Annotated in this window: 16 protein-coding genes; 9 read left to right on the forward strand and 7 right to left on the reverse strand. The window is 74.7% G+C overall.

The features are described from left to right. Positions 1-20 precede the first annotated feature (20 nt). The 5 genes from I4I81_RS10320 to I4I81_RS10340 form a co-directional block, all read right to left on the reverse strand. Entirely contained in the window at positions 21-644 is a 624-nt protein-coding gene (locus I4I81_RS10320; RefSeq protein WP_218601933.1) for a potassium-transporting ATPase subunit C, read from the reverse strand. After that, complete coding sequence (gene kdpB, locus I4I81_RS10325; protein WP_218601934.1) at positions 644-2,671, reverse strand: potassium-transporting ATPase subunit KdpB; 2,028 nt, start codon at positions 2,669-2,671, stop codon at positions 644-646. Before kdpB ends, I4I81_RS10320 begins: the two co-directional genes overlap by 1 nt. Continuing rightward, positions 2,668-4,332, reverse strand: a complete 1,665-nt coding sequence (gene kdpA / locus I4I81_RS10330; RefSeq protein ID WP_218601935.1) for a potassium-transporting ATPase subunit KdpA — start codon at positions 4,330-4,332, stop codon at positions 2,668-2,670. Before kdpA ends, kdpB begins: the two co-directional genes overlap by 4 nt. Next, the gene (gene kdpF / locus I4I81_RS10335; RefSeq protein ID WP_218601940.1) at positions 4,332-4,418 is read right to left on the reverse strand and encodes a K(+)-transporting ATPase subunit F; all 87 of its coding nucleotides are present in this window, start codon (positions 4,416-4,418) and stop codon (positions 4,332-4,334) included. The genes kdpA and kdpF overlap by 1 nt, the downstream gene beginning before the upstream one ends. Positions 4,419-4,766: 348 nt before the next feature. After that, positions 4,767-5,642, reverse strand: a complete 876-nt coding sequence (locus I4I81_RS10340) for a TroA family protein (protein WP_218601936.1) — start codon at positions 5,640-5,642, stop codon at positions 4,767-4,769. 351 nt (positions 5,643-5,993) lie between these two features. Between I4I81_RS10340 and I4I81_RS10350 the strand changes: the two genes are divergently transcribed. The 4 genes from I4I81_RS10350 (at position 5,994) to I4I81_RS10370 (ending at position 8,644) form a co-directional block, all read left to right on the forward strand. Beyond that, a complete protein-coding gene (locus I4I81_RS10350) occupies positions 5,994-6,446 on the forward strand; it encodes a helix-turn-helix domain-containing protein (RefSeq protein ID WP_308187763.1) in 453 nt (150 codons plus the stop codon). Next, on the forward strand, positions 6,341-6,580 hold the full coding sequence (locus I4I81_RS10355; RefSeq protein WP_225926488.1) for an IclR family transcriptional regulator domain-containing protein: 240 nt from the start codon (positions 6,341-6,343) through the stop codon (positions 6,578-6,580). Before I4I81_RS10350 ends, I4I81_RS10355 begins: the two co-directional genes overlap by 106 nt. 404 nt (positions 6,581-6,984) lie before the next feature. Then, positions 6,985-8,244 carry a hypothetical protein gene (locus I4I81_RS10365; protein ID WP_218616004.1) on the forward strand — a complete coding sequence of 420 codons (1,260 nt, stop codon included), beginning with the start codon at positions 6,985-6,987 and terminating at the stop codon, positions 8,242-8,244. 31 nt (positions 8,245-8,275) lie between these two features. Continuing rightward, positions 8,276-8,644, forward strand: coding sequence for a hypothetical protein (locus tag I4I81_RS10370; RefSeq protein ID WP_218605104.1), 369 nt, complete (start codon positions 8,276-8,278; stop codon positions 8,642-8,644). A 9-nt stretch (positions 8,645-8,653) separates the two neighbouring features. On the opposite strand, the gene I4I81_RS10375 is transcribed toward I4I81_RS10370, so the two are convergent. Further along, on the reverse strand, positions 8,654-10,408 hold the full coding sequence (locus I4I81_RS10375) for an acyclic terpene utilization AtuA family protein (RefSeq protein ID WP_218605103.1): 1,755 nt from the start codon (positions 10,406-10,408) through the stop codon (positions 8,654-8,656). 6 nt (positions 10,409-10,414) lie between these two features. On the opposite strand from I4I81_RS10375, the gene dinB reads away from it, so the two are divergent. Further along, positions 10,415-11,641 carry a DNA polymerase IV gene (gene dinB / locus I4I81_RS10380; RefSeq protein WP_226363870.1) on the forward strand — a complete coding sequence of 409 codons (1,227 nt, stop codon included), beginning with the start codon at positions 10,415-10,417 and terminating at the stop codon, positions 11,639-11,641. A gap of 269 nt (positions 11,642-11,910) precedes the next feature. Here dinB and I4I81_RS10385 read toward each other — a convergent pair whose 3' ends face one another. After that, the gene (locus I4I81_RS10385; RefSeq protein ID WP_218605102.1) at positions 11,911-12,321 is read right to left on the reverse strand and encodes a PaaI family thioesterase; all 411 of its coding nucleotides are present in this window, start codon (positions 12,319-12,321) and stop codon (positions 11,911-11,913) included. Positions 12,322-12,672: 351 nt separating this feature from the next. Here I4I81_RS10385 and treS point away from each other — a divergent pair, with 351 nt between their 5' ends. From treS to I4I81_RS10405, 4 genes are all read left to right on the forward strand, one after another. Continuing rightward, entirely contained in the window at positions 12,673-14,883 is a 2,211-nt protein-coding gene (treS, locus tag I4I81_RS10390) for a maltose alpha-D-glucosyltransferase (protein ID WP_218605101.1), read from the forward strand. A 2-nt stretch (positions 14,884-14,885) separates the two neighbouring features. Continuing rightward, on the forward strand, positions 14,886-15,245 hold the full coding sequence (locus tag I4I81_RS10395) for an alpha/beta fold hydrolase family protein (protein WP_218616005.1): 360 nt from the start codon (positions 14,886-14,888) through the stop codon (positions 15,243-15,245). A gap of 27 nt (positions 15,246-15,272) precedes the next feature. Continuing rightward, complete coding sequence (locus tag I4I81_RS10400) at positions 15,273-16,496, forward strand: MFS transporter (RefSeq protein ID WP_218602355.1); 1,224 nt, start codon at positions 15,273-15,275, stop codon at positions 16,494-16,496. Positions 16,497-16,595: 99 nt separating this feature from the next. Continuing rightward, entirely contained in the window at positions 16,596-21,509 is a 4,914-nt protein-coding gene (locus I4I81_RS10405; protein ID WP_218602356.1) for a SpoIIE family protein phosphatase, read from the forward strand. Positions 21,510-21,629 lie beyond the last annotated feature (120 nt).

A 21,629-nucleotide genomic window follows, 5' to 3' on the forward strand; every position in this document is an offset into this window, starting at 1 on the left:
TGGCTTTGCTGCCATCCCGGTCAGCCCCGCGCCCCCGCCACCGCGAGGTTCAGCTCCGTCACGTTCACCGTCGGCTCGCCGAGGAATCCGAACACCCGGCCGGTCGTCGCGTCGGCGACCAGCGCCTGCACCTGCCCCAGCGGCAGTCCGGTCACCCGGGCCACCCGCGCGACCTGCAGCGCCGCGTACTCCGGGGAGATCCCGGGATCGATGCCCGACGCCGAGCTGGACACCGCGTCGACCGGCACCTGCGAGACGTCGACGCCCTCACGGGCCGCGATCGCCTCCCGGCGGGCCGCGATCGTCTCGACCAGGCCCTCGTCGAAGCCGCCGAGGTTGGCCCCCGCCGAGGTGGACGGGTCACCCGGGCCGAGGCCCAGCTCGTCCTCCGCGGTGGCCGAGGGCCGGGCGTGGAACCACGGGTCGTCGGTGGGATCGGACGCGACCGGGTCGATCCCGATCAGCGACGACCCGACCGCCGTGCCGTCCGCGGAGTGGATCACCGAGCCCTCGGCGGGCCCGGACAGGCCCGGGATGCGGGCGATCGCCCAGATCCCGAGCGGGTAGACGACCCCGAGGAGCAGGGTCATGACCAGCAGCACGCGCAGGGCGGCGCCGGACTGGCGGGCGATGGAGGTGAGCATCAGATCCCCATTCCCGGGATGAGGCGGACGAGCAGGTCGATTCCGGAGATGCCGACGAACGGCGTGACGACGCCACCCAGTCCGTAGATCAACAGGTTGCGGCGCAACAGGTTCGCCGCGCTGGCAGGGCGGTACCGGACGCCCTTGAGCGCCAGCGGGATGAGCACCACGATGATCAGCGCGTTGAAGACGACCGCGGAGAGGATGGCCGACTGCGGTGTCGCCAGCGCCATGACGTTGAGCCGCCCCAGCTGCGGGTGGAGCACCGCGAACATGGCCGGCAGGATCGCGAAGTACTTCGCGAGGTCGTTCGCCACGGAGAACGTGGTGAGCGCGCCGCGGGTGATGAGCAGCTGCTTGCCGATCTCCACGATCTCGATGAGCTTCGTGGGGTTCGAGTCGAGGTCGACCATGTTGCCGGCCTCCTTGGCCGCGGCCGTCCCCGTGTTCATCGCGACGCCGACGTCGGCCTGCGCGAGCGCGGGCGCGTCGTTGGTGCCGTCCCCGGTCATGGCGACCAGCCGGCCCCCGGCCTGCTCCTTCTTGATCAGCGCCATCTTGTCCTCGGGGGTGGCCTCGGCGAGGAAGTCGTCGACGCCCGCCTCCCGCGCGATGGCCGCGGCGGTGAGCGCGTTGTCCCCGGTGATCATGACGGTGCGGATGCCCATGGCGCGCATCTCGTCGAACCGCTCGCGCATGCCGGGCTTGACCACGTCGGAGAGCTGGACGACGCCCAGCACCCGCCCGCGCTCGGCCACGACGAGCGGGGTGCCGCCGCCCTGGCTGATCGCGTTGACGACGTCGGTCACCTCGGCGTCGAGCGACCCGACCCACCCGGCGACGGCCGACGAGGCCCCCTTGCGGATCTCGCGGCCCCCGATGTCGACGCCGGACATCCGCGTCTGCGCCGTGAACGGCACGAACTCGGCGACGGCCTCGTCGCGGGTGGCCTCCCCCGGCAGGCCGTACCGCTCCGCGCAGAGCACCACGATCGACCGGCCCTCCGGCGTCTGGTCGGCGAGGCTGGACAGCCGCGCCGCCGCCGCGAGCTCGTCGGGCGACACCCCGCCGGTCGGGACCAGGTCGGTCGCCTGCCGGTTGCCGAAGGTGATGGTGCCGGTCTTGTCCAACAGCAGGACGTCGACGTCCCCGGCCGCCTCGACGGCCCGGCCGGACGTCGCGAGCACGTTGCGCTGCACGAGCCGGTCCATCCCGGCGATGCCGATCGCGGACAGCAGCGCACCGATCGTCGTCGGGATGAGGCAGACCAGCAGGGCCGTGAGCACGACCAGCGACTGCTGCGCGCCCGAGTAGCCCGCCATCGGCTGCAGCGCCACGACGGCGAGCAGGAAGATGATCGTCAGGGCGGAGAGCAGGATCGTCAGCGCGATCTCGTTGGGCGTCTTCTGCCGTTCGGCGCCCTCGACCAGCGCGATCATCCGGTCGACGAAGGACTCCCCCGGTTTCGTCGTGATCTCCACGACGATCCGGTCCGACAGCACCGTGGTGCCGCCGGTGACCGAGGACCGGTCGCCGCCGGACTCGCGGATGACCGGAGCGGACTCGCCGGTGATCGCCGACTCGTCGACGGTGGCGATGCCCTCGACGACGTCGCCGTCGCCGGGAATCACCTCCCCCGCCTCGACGACGACGCGGTCGCCGACCCTCAGCTCGGTGCCGGGGACCTCGGTCCCGTCGACCTTGCGGGCGACCGACTCCTTCTTGGTGCGCCGCAACGACTCCGCCTGCGCCTTGCCGCGGCCCTCCGCGACGGCCTCGGCGAGGTTCGCGAACAGCACGGTGAACCACAGCCACACCGCGATCAGGACGGAGAAGACGCTCGGTTCCACGATCGTCAGCACCGTGACCAGCACGGACCCGACCCAGACCACGAACATGACGGGGTTGCGGAGCTGGGCGCGCGGGTCGAGCTTGCGGAACGCCTCGGGCAGCGACGCGACGAGCTGCGACGGGGCGAACGCCCCGCCCGGAACGGTCTCGGTGGGCTTGTCCAGTACTGCGGTCATGCCAACGCCTCCGCGAACGGGCCCAGCGCGAGGGCCGGGAAGAAGGTGAGTGCGGCGACGAGGACGACGGTGCCGCCGAGCAGCACGCCGAACAGCGGCCCGGACGTCGGCAGGCTCCCCGCCCCGGGCTCGACGCGCTTCTGCGCGGCGAGCGATCCGGCCAGGGCCAGCACCGCGAGGATCGGCACGAACCGCCCGATCAGCATCGCGACGCCCAGCGAGGCCTGGAACCAGCCGCTGGTGACCGTGATCCCGGCGAACGCGCTGCCGTTGTTGTTCGCGGCGCTGGCGTAGGCGTAGAGGACCTCGGACAGACCGTGCGCGCCGGAGTTGTTCAGCGCCGCGTCGAGCTCTACCGGTTGCGCGAGCGCGGCGCCCGTCCCGAGCAGCACCATCGTCGGCATCGCGAGGATCGCCACGACGGCGGCGGTGATCTGCACGCGCCCGAGCTTCTTGCCCAGGTACTCCGGGGTGCGCCCGACCATCAGCCCGGCCAGGAACACCGCGATGATCGCCAGCACGAGGATGCCGTAGAGACCCGCGCCGACCCCTCCCGGTGCGACCTCTCCGAACAGCATGTTCAGCAGCGCCATCCCGCCGCCCAGGCCGGTGTAGCCGTCGTGCCAGCTGTTGACCGCGCCCGTCGACGTGCCGGTGGTGGAGATCGCGAACAGCACCGAGGACGGGATCCCGAAGCGGGTCTCCTTGCCCTCCAGCGCCCCGCCCGCGAGCAGGTGCGCGGGTCCGTTCGGGTTGCTCTCCGCCCACCACGCGACGGCGAGCAGGATGCCCCACAGCGCGCCCATCACGGCGATCAGCAGGTGTCCCTGGCGCGTGTCGCGCACCAGCACGCCGAACGTGCGCGTCAGGCAGACCGGGATCACCAGCAGCAGGAAGACCTCCAGGATGTTCGTGAACGCGTTGGGGTTCTCGAACGGGTGCGCGGAGTTCGCGTTGAAGATCCCGCCGCCGTTGGTGCCCAGCAGCTTGGGCAGCTCCTGGCTCGCCGTCGGGGCGAGGGCGACGGTGCTCGACGAGCCGTCGACACCGGTGACGTCGACGCCCGCCTTCAGCGACATCGTGACGCCCAGCGCGACCAGCACGATCGCGCCGACCACCGAGATCGGCATCAGGATGCGGGTGACGCCCCGGGTCAGGTCGACCCAGAAGTTGCCGATGCGGTCGGACCCGGTGCGGGCGAACCCGCGCACCAGCGCCACGGCGACGGCCATCCCGACCGCGGCGGACACGAAGTTCTGCACCGTCAGCCCGGCCATCTGCACCAGGTGGCCCATGACGGTCTCGGGCACGTAGGACTGCCAGTTCGTGTTCGTCACGAACGACACCGCGGTGTTGAACGCGATCCCCGGCTCCACCGCGCCGCGGCCCAGGCTCAGCGGGAGGAACGCCTGGAACCGCTGCAGCAGGTAGAGGAACAGGACCGAGACGAAGGAGAACGCGAGCAGCGCGGCGGCGTAGACCGTCCAGCGCTGCTCGGAGTCGGGATCGACGCGGACGACGCGGTAGAGGGCGCGCTCGACGCGCCAGTGCTTCCCGCTCCCGTAGACCCGCGCCATGTAGTTGCCGAACGGCGCGTACACGGCGGCGAGCAGCACGAGGAGCGCGCCGACCTGGAGCAGGCCGGCGACGGTGGACGACATCAGAACCTCTCCGGGCGGATCAACGCGATGAACAGGTAGACGAGCAGGGCCAGGGCGATGACCGCCCCGACGACGTTCGCGATCACAGACGCTCCAGTCCGCGCAGGGTCAGCGCGAGCACCAGGAAGCCACCGACGAGCAGCAGCACGTACGCGATGTCCGCCATCGCCACACCTCCGACTCCCACCGGCCGTTCCGGTGGGACGGCTCACCGTGCACCCGGCGAGCGGTGGTCGGGGCGGCCGCTACGGGGGCTTGACGGCCGGGAGCGCCGCGTTGACGCGATCTTGACGCCGGGGGTGACGGCCCGCACGCCGTCCCCGGCCGATGCGCACCGCTCCAGCCACGCGCACCGACCGCCGCCACGCGCACCGTCGACGGTGCGCGGGGGGACCGGAGGTGCGCGCGCGTACGCCCGACGTGGTGGGCGCGGGTCAGGGGCTCGCGATCCGGCCGGGTGGGGCCGGGGCGACGGCGTCGGGGTGCAGGGCACCGGCCAGCGCCTCGATCCCGTCGACGAGCCGGGGTCCGGCGCGGACGACGTAGGACGCGGAGTCCATCGCCAGCACCGGGACGGCGGGGAGCAGCGGACGGACCGCGGCGGCCTGGGCGAGGGCGTCGGGCAGGCCGTAGCCGCACGGCGCCACCACGACCACGTCCGCGGCGGGCAGGTCGGCCCAGTCCACCGTGGTGCTGCGTCCCGCGTCGACGCCGCCGACCGGCTCCCCGCCCGCGCGGCGCACCAGCTCAGGCACCCAGTGCCCGGCGAGGAACGGCGGATCGGTCCACTCCAGCACGAGCACCCGCGGCCGGGGCCGACCCGCCACCGCCCGCTCGACGGCCGCGAGCCGCTCCCGCAGCTCCCCCACCAACGCGTCCGCCGCGACGCCCGCACCGCCGCGGTGCCCGACGGCGACGATCGCGGCCAGCACGTCGTCGACGGAGTGCGGGTCGATCGACAGGACCTCGGCGTCGGACCCGATGAGCGCGAGCGCGTCGGCCACCGACCCCGCGGGCAGCGCGCAGACCCGGCACAGGTCCTGGGTGAGGATCAGCTCGGGCCGCAGCCGGCCCAGCGCGTCGGCGTCGACCTCGTACATCGGCAGGCCGCGGGCGGACCGGTCGCGCACCACGGCGTCGATCTCCCCGGGGGAGAGACCGGCGGGCAGCGCGGTGTCGACGACGACGGGCACGCGGTCGCGGATCCCGGCCGGGTGGTCGCACTCGAACGTGACCGCCACCAGGTCGTCGAGCAGGCCGACCGCGGCCGCGATCTCGGTGGCGGCGGGCAGCAACGACGCGATCCGCACGCGGACAGCCTACGGAGGTCGGCCTTCCGGCATCCGGAGAGCCTGTTCGTTCCGGCACACCGTCGTCGTCACGCCGGCCGCACCCACCGGTGGAGCGGTTCGCGCCCACGCACGTCGGCGGCGCCGCCACGGACGGTTCGGGGCTCTCCTTCGAGGTGGAGCTGTCCTCCAGCGGGACCGTGCTCACCGTGCCGGTCGACCGGACCGTGCTCGAGACGCCGGAGACGACCGCCGGGATCGACGTCCTGTCGTCGTGCCGGGAGGGCAGCTGCGAGACGGGGGGGCTCGCCGGCGGGGTCGACCACCGCGACTCGCTGCTCACCGACGCCGAGCAGGCTGTCGCACGACACGATGGTCGTCTGCGTCTGCCGGGCGGCGTGCGGGAGACTCGTGCTCGATCTCCAGGAGGTGGCGCCGTGGCCCCGTCGCGGACCGGTGCTCGCCCGCGGCCTGCGGATCCTCGACGCCTTCTCCGCCGATCACCCCGCCCTGAGCCTGTCCGAGCTAGCCCGCCGCGCGGAGCTCCCGCTGTCGACGGTGCACCTCCTCGCCGGGGAGCTGGTGGAGCGGGGTGAGAACGGGCGGTTCCGCGTCGGGCTGCGGCTCCGGGGGTCGGGGCGCCCGCCCCGCGCGGATCGGCGCTGCGGAGCGGGGCGCTGCCGTTCCTGGAGGACCCCAGCCAGGTCACGCGGGAGAACGTGCAGCTCGCGGTGCTCGAGGGCGTCGAGGTGGTGTTCGTCGAGCGGATCGCCGGGTCCGGCGCGGTGCCGGTCCTCATGCGCGTCGGCGGGCGGTTCGCGCTGACCGCGACCGGCCTCGGGCTCGTCCTGCCCGCGCACGCGCCGCCGGAGTGGAGCACTACATCCCGCACACCGTCATCGATCCGCGGGCGCTGCGCGACATGCTCGCCGACATCCGCGGGAGCGGGTACGCGGTGAGCGACCGGCAGGTCACCGACGACTCGCTGTTGGTCGCCGCGCCGGTGCACGACGGACGGCCGCGGGGCGGCGGTGTCGCTGGTCCGGGCACTCGCCTGAAGAGTCGGCCACCGCACCGCCGTTTCGGGCACCGCACCGCTGACGGGACGGCGGTGCGGTGCCGACGACGGCGGTGCGGTGGCCGCCCCTCGTCGAGGGTGCGCAGTCTGCTGGGCCGAATGCCGGAACTTCTCCCCTGCTTCCGGTCCAGCTACACGTCGAGCGGGCCCGGCGTCACGGTGAGTGGTTCGTTGGGCCGTTCAGGTGGCTGACGGTGAACGGGCGAATGACACCTAGCGACGGGACGGTTACCGCGCGACGATCGTCACCCCCTCCCCAACCGCTCGCCCGGAAGGCCCCCGACCGTGGACGCGCTCCCCCCGACCCGACGGCGCTCCCCGCACCCCGTCACCGTCGCCGACCTGCTCTGCCGCTACGCGACCACTCCGGTCACCGACGCACGTCCCCCGGCCGGGCCACCGGGAGAGCCGGTGCCCGTGTCGGCGCTGCTGCGCCGCGAGGGCCGGGCCCGGCGCGCGCTGGACCGCCCGCTCGTGCCCCGCGGCCACTCCCGCCCCGGGCCCGGACCTGCCTCCGACGAGCCGCCGCGCCACAACGTCCGCAAGGCCGCCGCCGCGGCGGGTGCACTGTTCGTCGTCGGCGCGGTGTTCGGCACGACCTCGCTGGAGGAGGCCCTGCTGCTCCCGTCCCCGGAGGCCGACGCCGAGGAGCCCACGGCCGGTTCCGCGGGGATCGCCGGCAGTGCCGCACGGCCGGGACTCGTCCCCGGACCGGGCGTGACGCTCGCGTCCGCCGCGCTGCCGCTCGCCGACACCGCACCGGTCGACGGCGCGGACATCGGTCGGGCGGTGCTCGGGCCGTTCGCGCCCGGGGCGGCCGCCCCCGGCGGTCCCGGCGCGTCCCCGGCGGCGTCGTCGCCGTCCGCGCCCGTACTGCCCACCGCGCCCGGTGCCGCGGGTCCCGGTGCGGTCGATCCGGGTGCGGTCGATCCGGGGGCCGCCGGGCCCGCGCCCACCGGACCGTCGCCCGTCGCACCGCCGCCGGCGGGGCCGTCGCCCTCCGAGCCCGGGCCGTCGCCGGCCGCACCGGAGGCGCCGACCGTGTCCGTCCCGACCCCCGACCTCGGCACCCCCGAGGTCGACGTGCCCGCCGTCGTCGTGGCGCCCACCCCGCTCGGCCCGGTGTCGACGCCGCCGATCACGGTCGGCGCGGCCGCCGTCACCACCCCCGACCTCGGCGTGACCGTCGACGACGAGGGGGTCGGCGTCGCCATCACCGACACCGTCGTGGACCTCCCGGACACCGACGTCGGCCCCCTCGACGCAGGGCCGGTCGGTCTCGGGGAGACGTCGGCGACCCTGCCCGCCCTCACCGTCGAGGGTGCGGAGGTACTGCAGCTCGGCCCCGAACCCGAGCTGACCGTGCCCGGGATCGGGCTCTCCGCGACCGAGATCGAGACCCCGCCCCTCACCGTCGGCGGCACGGAGCTCGACCTCCCCGACGTCGAGCTCCCCGAGATCTCGACGTCCGAGGTGCCGGTCGTCGAGACCGTCACCGGTCTGCTCGGCGGCGACGCCCCGTCCCTCGGCGGCCTGCTGGGCTGAACGGCGCACCCACCTGGCATCCTGCGCCCCCATGAGCCGTCGGGACACCGCAGCCACCGCCCTCGTCGCCCTCCGCGCCGGGATCGGGGTGGGGGCCTGGGCCGCTCCGGCCCTGGCCGCCCGCACGTTCGGCCTGCGCGTCGACGGCAACACCGAGGCCGTGCTGATGGCGCGCCTGTTCGCCGTCCGCGACGCCGCGCTGGCCTACGCGACGCTCGGCACGACCGGGACGGCCCGCCGCACGGTGCTGCGGTCCGGGATCGCGTGCGACGTCCTCGACGCCGCCGCGGCCCTGCTCGCCGCGCGGAAGGGTGGCATCCCCCGCACCGCCGCCGCACTCGTGACGACCGTGGCGCTGGCGGCGGCCGCGACCGGCGTCGTGGCCGCACGGACCGACTGACGCCGGCGCTCAGTCGAGCAGCGCCGCCGGGACGTCGACGGTCCGGCTGCGCAGGTACTCCCCCAGCCCCTTGGCCTGCGGGTCCGGGCGGGCGGTGGAGGCGACGCCGTCGCCGAGCAGCCGGTGCACCACCACGTTGATCGCGCGCAGCGTGGGCAGCTCGTACCGCTCGATGCGCAGGTCTGCGGCCTCCGGACCGAGCAGCTCGCGGAGCCGGTCGACGGTGAGGTAGGCGCGCAGCCAGGCGTGGCCGGCGTCGTCACGGGCCCAGAGGCCGACGTTCGCGTTGCCGCCCTTGTCGCCGGAGCGCGCGCCGCAGACCCGGCCCAGCGGGGCACGCACGGTCGGCCCGTCCGGCAGGTCGGCCGGGGTGAGCGTCGGGGGCGTCGGCGCAGGGCCGGTCGGCGGGTCGGCCACGACGTGGCGGGACCCGTCGGGCAGCACCACGACCTGCTCCAGCGCGGTCCGCGGCACGGCGGCGGGCCGGTACACCCCGTAGGCCGACTCCGAGGTCGGCGGCGTCGTGGTGTGGAAACCCGCGTAGCCGGCGAGCGCGAGCTCCATCGCCGCACCCGAGAACGCCCGGCCGACCACTTGCGGGTCCGGGTCCATGACCGTGATCTTCAGGTGCGCGGTGGCCAGCGCGTTCTCCTCCGCGTCGGGGGTGTCGAAGCGCAGCAGCCGGACGTCGACGGAGCCGAAGCGGTCCTTCCCACCGAGCACCTCGAACAGCAGGGACTCGCAGCGCGCGGCCTTCGCCTCGATGTCGAGGCCGGTGATCACGAACGTCATCGTGTTGCGGAACCCGCCGATGTCGTTGAGCGCGACCTTGAGCGTCGACGGCGGCGGGCTGCCCTGCACGCCGGAGATCGTGACGCGGTGCTCGGCGTCCTGGCCGAGGACGGCGGTGTCCATGTGCGTGGTGACGTCCGGGCCCAGGTAGGCGGGCTCGGCGATCTCGTAGAGCAGCTGCGCGGTGACGGTGCCGACGGAGACGAGCCCGCCCGTCCCCGGGTGCTTCGTGATCACCGACGAGCCGTCCGCGGCCACCTCGGCGATCGGGAAGCCGGGGTAGCGCAGGTCGGTGATCTCGTCGAGGAACGGGTAGTTGCCGCCGGTCGCCTGCGGGCCGCACTCGATCACGTGACCGGCGGCGACGGCCCCGGCCAGGCGGTCCCAGTCCTCGAGGCCCCAGCCGTGCCACCACGCCGCCGGGCCCACGACCAGCGACGCGTCCGTGACGCGCCCGGTGACGACGACGTCGGCCCCCGCCGCGAGCGCCTGCGCGATGCCCCAGCCGCCCAGGTAGGCGTTGGCCGAGACCGGCTCGCCCACGACCTCGGGCCTGATCGCCGACAGGTCGCCGCGCAGGTCGTCGCCCTCGATGTGGGCCACGGCGACCGTGAGCCCGAGCCGCGTCGCGACCGCCCGGATCGCGTCGGCCAGCCCGGCCGCGTTGAGCCCCCCCGCGTTGGCGACGATCTTGATCCCGCGCTCCAGGCAGGTGCCGAGGACGTCCTCCACCTGCGTGAGGAACGTCTTCGCGAAGCCGCCCGCGGGGTCCTTCGCCTGCGCCTTCGCCAGGATGAGCATGGTGAGCTCGGCGAGGTAGTCGCCGCACAGGACGTCGATCGGCCCCCCGTCCACCATCTCCCGTGCGGCGGCGATCCGGTCGCCGTAGAACCCCGAGCAGTTGCCGATGATCACCGGTCGCGTCACCGTCGCACCGTAGGCGACGAGAATGTCGGTGGTCGATGCGAACATGCGTTCGTGTCCGACCCGAGACGACCCGATCCGACCCGATCCGACACCGCCACGATCCTGCACGCCGACCTCGACGCGTTCTACGCGTCGGTCGAGCAGCGCGACGACCGGCGGCTGCGCGGGCGGCCGGTGATCGTCGGCGGCGGGGTGGTGCTCGCGTGCAGCTACGAGGCCAAGGCCCGCGGGGTGCGCACGGCGATGAACGGGCGGCAGGCACGGGCGCTGTGCCCGCAGGCCATCGTCGTGCCGCCGCGGATGGCGGCGTACTCCCGCGCCAGCACGGAGGTGTTCGCGGTGTTCCGTGACACGACGCCGCTGGTGGAGGGCATCTCGATCGACGAGGCGTTCCTCGAGGTCGGCGGGCTGCGGCGGATCGCGGGCTCGCCCGTCGAGATCGCGGCGCGGCTGCGGGAGCGGATCGCGCGGGAGGTGGGGCTGCCGATCACGGTGGGCGTCGCGCGCACGAAGTTCCTGGCCAAGGTCGCGAGCGGGGTCGCCAAGCCCGACGGTCTGCTGCGCGTGGCCCCGGAGGCCGAGCTCGCGTTCCTGCACCCGCTGCCGGTGCGGAGGTTGTGGGGCGTCGGCGCCGTCACCACGGAGAAGCTGCACGCGATGGGCATCCGCACGGTCGGCGAGGTCGCCGCGGTGGGCGAGGCCGCGCTCGTGTCGATGCTCGGCCGGGCAGGCGGGCGGCACCTGCACGCCCTCGCCCACAACCGCGACCCCCGCCCGGTGCAGGCCACCGAGCGGCGGCGCTCCATCGGGTCGCAGCAGGCGCTGGGCCGGCGCACCCGCACACCCGACGAGCTCGACGCCCTGCTCGCCGGCACGCTCGACCGGCTCGGGCGGCGGCTGCGCGGCGGCCATCGCGTCTGCCGCACGGTCGTGCTGCGGCTGCGCTTCGGCGACTTCTCCCGCGCCACCCGCTCGCACACCCTCCCCGAGGCCACCGCGCACACCGCCACGCTGCTGGCCGCGTGCCGCGAGCTGCTGGTCGCCGCGCTGCCGATGATCCGCGAGCGCGGGATCACCCTGCTCGGGGTCTCGCTGGGCAACCTGGCCGACGACGACGCCGTCCAGCTCGCGCTGCCCTTCGACCGCGCCGCCGGGGCCGCCCTCGACTCCACCCTCGACGACCTGCGCGCCCGCTTCGGCGCCCGCTCGGTCACCCGCGGCACCCTGCTGCACACCCGCGCCCCGCTGGAGGTACCCCAACTCCCGGACGACCCCTGACCCACCGCGAAGATCGTCACCGGCCGCACATCGGCGCCCTCCCCGGGGCCGTGCGGTGCGGCGGATCACGATCATGCGAGGCTCGCCGCCGCGTCCCCGCCCGGACGCCGGGCGGGGCCCGCACACCGCGCCGGGTCCGGATCGGGGTTCACGCGTCGAGCCGGGTCCCGTGCCACGTCCGCGCCTGGCTCGCACGCCGGGCCGGGATCTGCGTGGCCCCGGGGCGCGCGAAACCCGGGAACGCGCCCGGACCCGGCACGGGGCGCCGGTCAGCGGATGTCGATCACCGACTTCGTGATCTGGGATCGGGCGACGAGGCGGTCGCCCACCACCGCGGTGGCGGTCACGAAGCCGAGGCGGCGGGTGCGGCGCTCCACCACGGCCGTCACCGTCACCTCCTCCCCCGCCCGCCCGGGGCTGAGGACCTGGGTCGAGATGTGGTGGGTCACGGCGTGCTCGGCGGCGTCGAGGTGCGGGAGCAGGGCCAGGAAGCCGGTGAGCTCCATGATCGAGCCCAGCGCTCCGGCGTGCAGGGTGCCGCCCGGGTTGATCGCCAGCCCGGCCACGGGGAACACCACGCCCGCTGCGGGGTCGGCCGGGTCGAGCGCCCGGGCCTCGAGGGCCACCTGCAGCGGGATGGCGAGCGCGGCCGCGGCCCGCTCGGCGAGGGAGTCGGTCACGCCCCGCAGCGTGCCACCCCACGACCTGCGCGGATCCCGCGCACCTCCCGGCCACCCGCGCACGCCCGGACGTGCGCAAGACAGCGGCGGGTGCGCGGGAGCCCGACCTGGGCACCGGACCGCCGGGTGCGTCTGGTGCCGACGGGAGCGCGGGGGCACCGCGCGCCGCCCGGATGCCGCGGCGCCGCGGGCGACCACGGCGTGTGACCGCCACGGTTCCTCCGTCCGGCCGCACACCCCGGGCGCGCGCGGATTCGTTCCCCCGGCAGGGGTGTGGCCACCCCCACCACCGCGCCCGGCCTCCACTACCGTCCGGGTCGAACGAGCGCCGCGATCCTGCACGGAGAGTCGATGTCAGACGAGCAGTCCCACGAGCCGAGCGAGATCACCTACGCGGAGCACTTCCATCCGGCCCGGCCCCGGAGCCTGCGGCACCGCGCGAAGGTCAAGGCGCCGTTCGCGCGCCGGTCCGTGGCCAAGGACGGGAAGCCGACCGGCACGAACCCGGCGTACGTGTCGTGGCTGCTGAGCCAGTCGATGCTGGCCGACGCCAACGAGATCAGCCGGCAGTTCTCCGGCCAGGGCACGATGTGGCAGAACCCGTTCGCGAACCCCGGGCCGCGGCAGGCCGTGGAGACGGCGTCGGTGTGGTTCACCGCCTACCCGATCTCGTTCATCACCCGCCCCGGGGAGTCGTTCCTGGGCGCGCTGGCCGACGAGGCGCTGTGGGACGCGTTCGCGACCATCGGCATCGAGGCCGTGCACACCGGGCCGGTGAAGCGCGCGGGCGGGCTGTCGGGCTGGCAGACCACCCCGAGCGTCGACGGGCACTTCGACCGGATGAGCACCGAGATCGACCCGGCGTTCGGCACCGAGGCCGAGTTCCGCGCGATGTGCGGCATGGCCACCTGGTCCGGCGGCACGATCATCGACGACATCGTGCCCGGCCACACCGGCAAGGGCGCCGACTTCCGGCTCGCCGAGATGAAGTACGCCGACTACCCCGGCGTCTACCACATGATCGAGGTCGACCCGGAGGACTGGACGCTGCTCCCGGACGTCCCGTCCGGCCGCGACTCCGTCAACATCGACCCGGCCACCGAGGAGCAACTGGAGAAGGCCGGCTACATCATCGGCCGCCTGCAGCGCGTCATCTTCTACGCCGAGGGCGTCAAGGAGACGAACTGGAGCGCCACGAAGGCCGTCGAGGGCGTCGACGGGGTCGAACGCCGCTGGGTGTACCTGCACTACTTCAAGGAGGGCCAGCCCTCGATCAACTGGCTCGACCCCAGCTTCGCGGGCATGCGCCTGGTCATCGGCGACGCCCTGCACTCGCTCACCGACCTCGGCGCGGGCGCGCTGCGCCTGGACGCCAACGGCTTCCTCGGCGTCGAGAAGTCGACGGAGGGGCTGCCCGCGTGGTCCGAGGGCCACCCGCTCTCCCAGGCGGCCAACCACCTCATCGGCTCGATGGTGCGCAAGCTCGGCGGGTTCACCTTCCAGGAGCTGAACCTCACCATCGACGACATCCGGGTCACCGCCGAGGCGGGCGCCGACCTGTCCTACGACTTCGTCAACCGGCCCGCCTACCACCACGCGCTCGCCACCGGCGACACCGAGTTCCTGCGGCTGACGCTGCGCACGTCGCTGGAGCTCGGCGTCGACCCGGCGTCGCTGGTGCACGCCCTGCAGAACCACGACGAGCTGACCTACGAGCTCGTGCACTGGGCCACCGGGCACCGCGACGACGTCTACACCTACAAGGGTGCGGAGATCACCGGCGGCGACCTGGCGATCAGCGTGCGCCGCGACCTGTGCGAGCAGCTCACCGGGCCGGACGCCCCGTACAACCTGATCTTCACGACCAACGGCATCGCCTGCACCACCGCCACCGTCATCGCCGCGACGCTGGGCATCTCCGACCTCGACACCATCGAGGAGATCGACACCGCCCGGATCATGCGGGTGCACCTGCTGCTCGCGATGTTCAACGCGCTGCAGCCCGGCGTGTTCGCGCTGTCCGGGTGGGACCTCGGCGGCATGCTCACCCTGGCCCCCGACCAGGTCGCAGAGCTGCTGGAGAGCGGCGACACCCGCTGGATCCACCGGGCGGGGCACGACCTGATGGGGGTCAACCCGGGGGCGCGGAGCTCGTCGTCGGGCCTGCCGCGCGGGCGCAGCCTCTACGGCACGATCCCCGACCAGCTCGACGACGAGGCCAGCTTCGTCCGCCAGCTCCAGGCGATCCTCGCCGTCCGCACCCGCTACGGCATCGCGACGGCTCAGCAGGTCGACGTGCCGGACGTGTCGCACCACGGCCTGCTCGTGCTCGTGCACCAGCTCGCCGACGCCGCGCAGCTGCACCTCACGGTGCTCAACTTCTCGGGAGAGCCCGTCACCGGCACCGTCCGCTCGGAGTTCCTGACGCCCGGCGCCGAGGTCTCGGACATGTTCACCAGCCGTCCGCTCGGCACCGTCGACGACCTGCACTCCTTCTCCGTCGAGATGGAGCCGCACCAGGGGCACTCGCTGCTGGTGGCGCAGGCCCCGGAGGAGCACTGACGGTGCGTAGGTACGCCGGGTCCACGGGCCTGTGGACCCGGTACCCCGACCACTACCCGGACGCCCTGCGCGGGGGCCCGGACCCGGTCGGGGAGAGGCTCGGCCCGGTACACCTGGACCGGCTGCCCGCCCCCGACGCGCCGTGCACGGTCCTGCTCGCCCACCCGGCCGCCGACCGCTGGACCCCGCCGCCCAGCCGCCGGTTCCTCGACCGGATCGCCGCGCCGACGGTGTACGTCGGCCCGCCCGACGCCGGGCACCTGCCCGCCGAACCGGCCGGGGCCGACGCGCTGCGGACGGCCCTGCACGCGTTCCTCGCGCGCGTGCTCCGCGGTGGAACTGCTCACCCCGGCGTGACCTGACGCCCCTGCGGGACGAACATGGAGGCAGTGACCGTCCGCTCCCCCGTCCGCCCCGGCACCAGCACCGCACTCCTCGTCCTCGCGCTCGTCGTGCTCGCGCTGAACCTGCGCGGCCCGATCGTCGCGATCTCCCCGGTGCTGGACACGATCCGCGCCGACCTGGGCATCGGGGCAGGCACGGCGGGGCTGCTCACCAGCCTGCCGGTCCTCTGCTTCGCGCTCGCCACGCCGCTCGCGTCGCTGCTGCTGGCCCGGGCCGGTCTGGAGCGCGGGGTGCTGATCGCGCTGGGGGCACTGCTCGTCGGCACGGTGGTCCGTTCGACCGACGGGTTGCCCGCCGTCGTCGTGGGCACGCTGATCATCGGGATCGCGATCACCGTCGGCAACGTCGCGGTGCCGGTCATCGTCGGACGGGACGTGCCCGCGCACCGCGCCGGGATCGTGCTCGGCGGCTACACGGCGGCGCTCAACGTCGGCTCGATGATCATGCTGTCGTTCACGGTGCCGCTCGCGGCCGGGCTGGGCTGGCGGCCCGCGCTGGCGGCGTGGGGGCTGGTCGCCGTGCTCGCGGCGGTGATCTGGTGGGTCGGCACGCGCGGCAACGCGCGGCGCGCCGCGGAGGCCGTCGCGCCGGACGGGGGCAGCGACGGCGACCCCGTATGGTGGCGGCGCCCGATCGTCTGGACCCTCGCGATCGCGTTCGGCGGCCAGGCGTTCGCCTACTACGGAGTGACGGCGTGGCTGCCGCTGCTGCTGCGCGACGAGCTGGGCATGGACCCCGCAGCGGCCGGCGTCAGCGCGTCGATCTTCCAGGTGGCGGCCGTGGCGGGCGCGTTCGGCGTGCCGGTTCTACTGCGGGTGTTCGACCGTCCGCTGCCCGCGCTGCTGGTCGTCTGCGCGTTCTGGGTGACGCTTCCGCTGGGCCTGCTGCTGGCCCCCGGGCTGTGGCCGGTCTGGTGCGCACTCGGCGGCGCCGCGCAGGGCGGTGGGTTCACCGTGATCTTCTCGATCGTCGTGCGGGCGGCGCGCGGGCCGGCCGAGGGGCGCCGGATGTCGGCGCTGGTGCAGGGCGGCGGGTACCTGATCGCGGCCACCGGACCGACGATCGTCGGTGCCGTGCACGAGGCCACCGGCACCTGGACGGCCCCGCTGCTGGTGGTCCTGGGCGCGGTCACCCTGCTCACCGTCGCGGGCGGCTTCTCGGCGAGTGCTCGCGCAGATCAGGTCAGGCTTCCTGCACCTCGCGCGTGACCCTCCCCCACGACCTGCCGAGCCGGCGCACCCTGCTCGCCGGATCGGTCGAGCGGCTGCGATGGCGCGTCGATCAGCGGGAAGTCAGACTGTTCGACCATGCCCACCGACCCGCCCTCGGCTCCGAACCCGCTGTTCGCCGGGGGCGGGGAGGTCGGGCGCGTCATGGAGTCCCACGACTGGGCCGCGACCCCGGTCGGGCCACCCGAGACCTGGCCGCCCGAGCTGCGCAGCGTCGTGCGGATCCTGCTCACGTCGCGCTTCTCGATGTGGATGGGCTGGGGCCCCGATCTGGCGTTCTTCTACAACGACGCCTACCAGCGCGACACGCTCCGCGCGAAGCACCCGTGGGCGCTGGGGCGGCCCGCCCACGAGGTGTGGGCGGAGATCTGGGACGACGTCTCGCCGCGTGTGCGCCAGGTCATCGAGACCGGTGAGGCCACCTGGGACGAGGGCCTGCTGCTCACCCTGGAACGCGCGGGCTACGTCGAGGAGAGTTACCACACCTTCTCCTACAGCCCGCTCGAGTACGCCGACGGCCGGATCTCCGGCCTGCTCTGCGTCGTCAGCGAGAACACCGAGCGGGTGCTCAGCGAGCGCCGGCTGCGGGTCCTCAGCGAACTCGGCGACGTCTCGACGGCCACCGCACCGTCCGTCGAGGAAGCCTGCCGCGCCGTGCTGACGGCTCTGGAGCGCGGCCGCCTCGACGTCCCGTTCGCCTCGGTCTACCTCCTCGACGGCGCGGGGACGGCCCACCGCACCGCCTACTTCGGCATGCTCGACGACCCACGGATCGTCCCGCCCGTGCTCGACGACGGATCCCCGTTGTGGTCGGTGCTCCAGACCGGTGAGGCGCGCGCCCTGACCGGGCTCGCCGCCGAGCACAAGGGCCTGTTCCTGCCCACCGGGTACATCGACGACGCGATCGAGCCCGACGCGGCGATCTGCATGCCGCTCGTCGGGGGCGGGACCGGGCGGCCGATCGGGGTGTTCACCGCGGGGGTGAGCCCGTTCCGGGCGCTCGACACCGAGTACCGGCGCTTCCTCGACCTCGTCGCCGGGCAGGTCACCATCGCGGTCACCGACGCGCAGGCCTACCAGGCCCAGCGCCGCCGCGCCGACGAGCTCGCCGAGCTCGACCGGGCCAAGACCGAGTTCTTCACCGGCGTCAGCCATGAGCTGCGCACCCCGCTGACGCTCGTCGCCGGGCCGGCCGAGGACGCGCTCGCCGACCGCGACCACCCTCTGACCCCGCCGCAGCGCGCCCGCCTCGAGGTCATCCGCCGCAGCAGCGGCCGGCTGCGGCGGCTCGTCGACACCCTGCTGGACTTCGCCCGGCTGGAGGGCGGCCGGCTCGCGCCGCAGCTCGCCTCCGTCGACCTCGCCGCTCTGACCCGCGGCATCGCCGAGTCCTTCGCCCCCGCAGCCACCCGGGCCGGGCTGGGGTTCGTGGTCACGTGCCCCGCGCTGCCGTCCGCCGTCGCCGTCGACGTGGACATGTGGGAGAAGATCGTCCTCAACCTGCTGTCCAACGCGGTCAAGTACACCCTGGCCGGAGGGGTCTCCGTCACCCTCGCCGCCACCGACGACGGCGGGGTACGGCTCGACGTCACCGACACCGGGATCGGCATCCCGGCCGAGGACGTGCCGCTGCTGTTCCAGCGCTTCCACCGCGTGCAGGGGGCGGCCGGTCGCAGCCGTGAGGGATCCGGCATCGGGCTCGCGCTCGTCGCCGAACTGACGGCGCTGCACGGCGGCACGACCGGCGTCGCGAGCGTCCCCGACAGCGGCTCGGAGTTCTCGGTGACGCTCCCGGCCTCCGCGTTCACCGGCGCCCCTCCGACGAGCGCCCGGGTCTCCGTCGCGACCCAGCGCTACCGCGAGGAGGCGCTGCAGTGGTCCACCTACGACACCGACGAGCTCGTCCCGCTCGACGCGGGGACGACGGCGGGCGACACGGTGCTCGTCGCGGAGGACAACAGCGACCTGCGACGGTTCCTGGCCGGGCTGCTCTCCCCGCACTACCGCGTGCTCGTCGTCGGCGACGGCGACAGCGCGCTGGCCACCGCACTGGCGGAGCGGCCCGACCTGGTCCTGACCGACGCGATGATGCCGGGCCTCGACGGCTTCGAACTGCTCACGGCGCTGCGCGCCGACCCGGCGACGGCAACCACGCCGGTCGTGATGCTCTCCGCGCGGGCGGGCGAGGACGCCGCCATCGAGGGGCTGGCGGCGGGTGCCGACGACTACCTGGTCAAGCCGTTCTCCTCGGCCGACCTGCTGGCGCGGGTCCGGTCCAACCTGCAGCTCTCCCGGGTGCGCAACCAGGAGTCGGCGTGGCGCACCGCGCTCATCGACGCGATGCGCGAGGGCCTGTTCGTCGTCGCGCCCGACGGTTCCGTCATCGACGCGAACGCGGCGCTCGAGACCATCCTCGGGTACGGCCGGGACGGGCTCCCGTACCGACCCCCCTACCCGTGGCTACCCGACCCGGAGACCGACCCCGAGGCCGCGGCGGAGGCCGCCGCCGCCTTCGCCACGGCGACCGGGCAGGGGACGGGCACGTTCGTCCTGCCCGTCCGGCACAAGGACGGGCACTGGCTCTGGGTGGAGGTGTCGGTCGCCACGGCCCCGGGTCGCGACGGCGGGGATCCGATGCTGCTGAGCACGGTCCGCGACGTCACCGAACGTCGCCGGATCGCCGAGCGCGACCGGCTGCTCGCCGACACCGGCCGCCTGCTCGGGCAGCCCGGTGCGCTGCGGGAGCGGCTCGCCGGTCTGCTCGCCGCGGCGTCCCCGGTGCTCGGCGACCTGGCCGTCGTCTACCTCGCCCGGCCCGACGGCACGCACGCCGTCGCGGCCGCGCACCACCGCGACCCCGTCGTGGCCGACGCCGTCCGCGCGCTCCCACCGGGCCGCCCGACACCCGCGCAGAACGCCCGGCAGCGCGCCGGGCAGGCGTACGAGCTCACGGAGCTGTCCCCCGGCACGCCCACCGAGGCGGGCGGGGCCCGGTTCGGCGGCGCGCTGGTCGTTCCCCTCCTCGTCGCCGGACGCCTGCTCGGCGAACTGGTGTTCGCCGCGACCGGTCGGCCGCACCGCCACGACGACACCGACGTCGCCACCGCGGAGGAGCTGGGCCGCCGCGTCGCACTGATGATCGAGACCGACCGTCTCGCCACCCGCGAGCGCCAGCTGCACGAGGTGACGGCCGCGCTCGCCGCCGCCGGGACCGTGACCGAGGCCGCACGGGTGCTGGAGGCCGGGATCGTCGACGCGACGGGTGCGGTCGCCGTCTCGGTCACCCTGCCCGCGCCCGGCGGGCCCGCGATGGTCCACGAGGTGGGCGACCCGCACGCGGTCCCGCCGGTCACCGACGCCATCCGGACCGCGACCCCCGGTTGGGGTCCGTGCGGGGCCGCGCTCCCGCTGACGGTGGGCGAGCGGGTCGTCGGCGCGCTCGCGATCGGGTTCGACGGCCCCCGCGCCTTCAACGACGACGAACGCACGTTCCTGCAGACCCTCGCCAGCGAGGCCGGACTGGCCTTCGAGCGGGCCGCGCTGGCCGACACCCGGCGCGAGCTCGCCGACACGCTGCAGCGCAGCCTGCTCCCGCCCGCGCTCCCCGACCACGACCGGGTCACCCTCGCCGCCCGCTACCTGCCCGCGTCGTCGGGCAGCAACACCGGCGGCGACTGGTACGACGTCCTCCCGCTCGACGACCACCACGTCGCGATCGTCGTGGGCGACGTGGTGGGGCAGGGGCCCACCGCCGCCGCCGTGATGGGCCAGCTGCGCAGCGCACTCTCGGCGTACCTGCTGCAGAACCACGCCCCCGCCGAAGCGCTGACCTGGCTGAACCGGTGGTCGTTCCGGGTGCCGGGGGCGCGCGCGAGCACCGCGATCTGCGTCGTGCTCGACACCCGCACCGGCGACGTCCGCTGGGCCCGCGCCGGCCACCCGCCGCCCCTGGTCCTCGGGCCCGACGGCGGGTTCGAGTTCCTGGAGGACGCCCACGGAGCGGTCCTCGGCGTGACCGGCGCGCCCCCGTTCACCGAGGGCAGCACGACCCTGGCCCCCGGGTCCACGGTGATCCTCTACACCGACGGGCTCGTCGAGCGTCGCGGGGAGATCGTCGATGACGGGGTCGCGCGGCTGGCCGCCGCCGCGGCCCGGTACTGCACCAGTCCCGTCGAGAAGCTCGTCCCCGCCGTGCTGGACGCGGCGCTGGACCGCGCGGGCCCGGCCGACGACGTCGCACTGATCGTCGCGCGGCTGCGCCCGCCGGCCCTGGCCGGCCGCGGCCCGGCCCGCCCCGACCAGCTCGCGGTCGTGCGCCGCGACGTCGCCGCCTGGGTCACCGCCGCCGCGCTGTCGAAGGACACCGGCGACGACCTGCAGCTCGCGCTCGGCGAGGCGCTCGCCAACGCCGTCGAGCACGCCTACCGCGACCGCGCCCCCGGCGAGTACCACTACCGGCTCGACCAGCGCCCCGACGGCGCGGTGCAGGTCGAGGTGAGCGACCACGGGAGCTGGCGGCCCCCGCCCGCTGACCCCGGGTACCGCGGCCGCGGCCTGCTCGTGATCGACCGCCTCGCCGGCGGAGCGGTCATCGAGCGGTCCGACGAGGGCACGCGCGTGACGTTCACGGTGCTCCCCGTCGACGAGCCGGACCCCGCCCCCGCCGCGGCGCCCGCCGGCCCGGCGCCGCCCGCGTGGGCCGGGCTGCGCGTGCACGACGGGCCGCGCCTGGAGCTGGCCGGGGAGCTGGACGTCGCGACGGTGCCGGGGTTGCGCGACCGGGTACTGGAGGCGATCCACGGGGCGGGATCCCCGGTGGTCGTCGACGCCACGGCGGTCACGCACCTGGCCAGTGCCGGGATCGGGCTGCTGTTGGAGATCGCGGCGCTGGCCCCGCGGGGGGTGCGGGTGGTCGTGACGGGGGGCGGACCGGTGGCGCGGGTACTGGCCCTGACGGACCTGGGGCGCGCCCTCGGCGCGGAGCTCACCTGACCGCACCGCCGTCGCGGTGACCGCACCGCTGTTCCGGCGGCGGTGCGGTCCGCACCACGACTGTGCGGTGGGCGAACCCGGCGCGGTGGGCGAACCCGGCGCGGTGGGCGAACCCGGCGC

This window comes from Pseudonocardia abyssalis (assembly GCF_019263705.2).
Lineage (GTDB): Bacteria > Actinomycetota > Actinomycetes > Mycobacteriales > Pseudonocardiaceae > Pseudonocardia > Pseudonocardia abyssalis.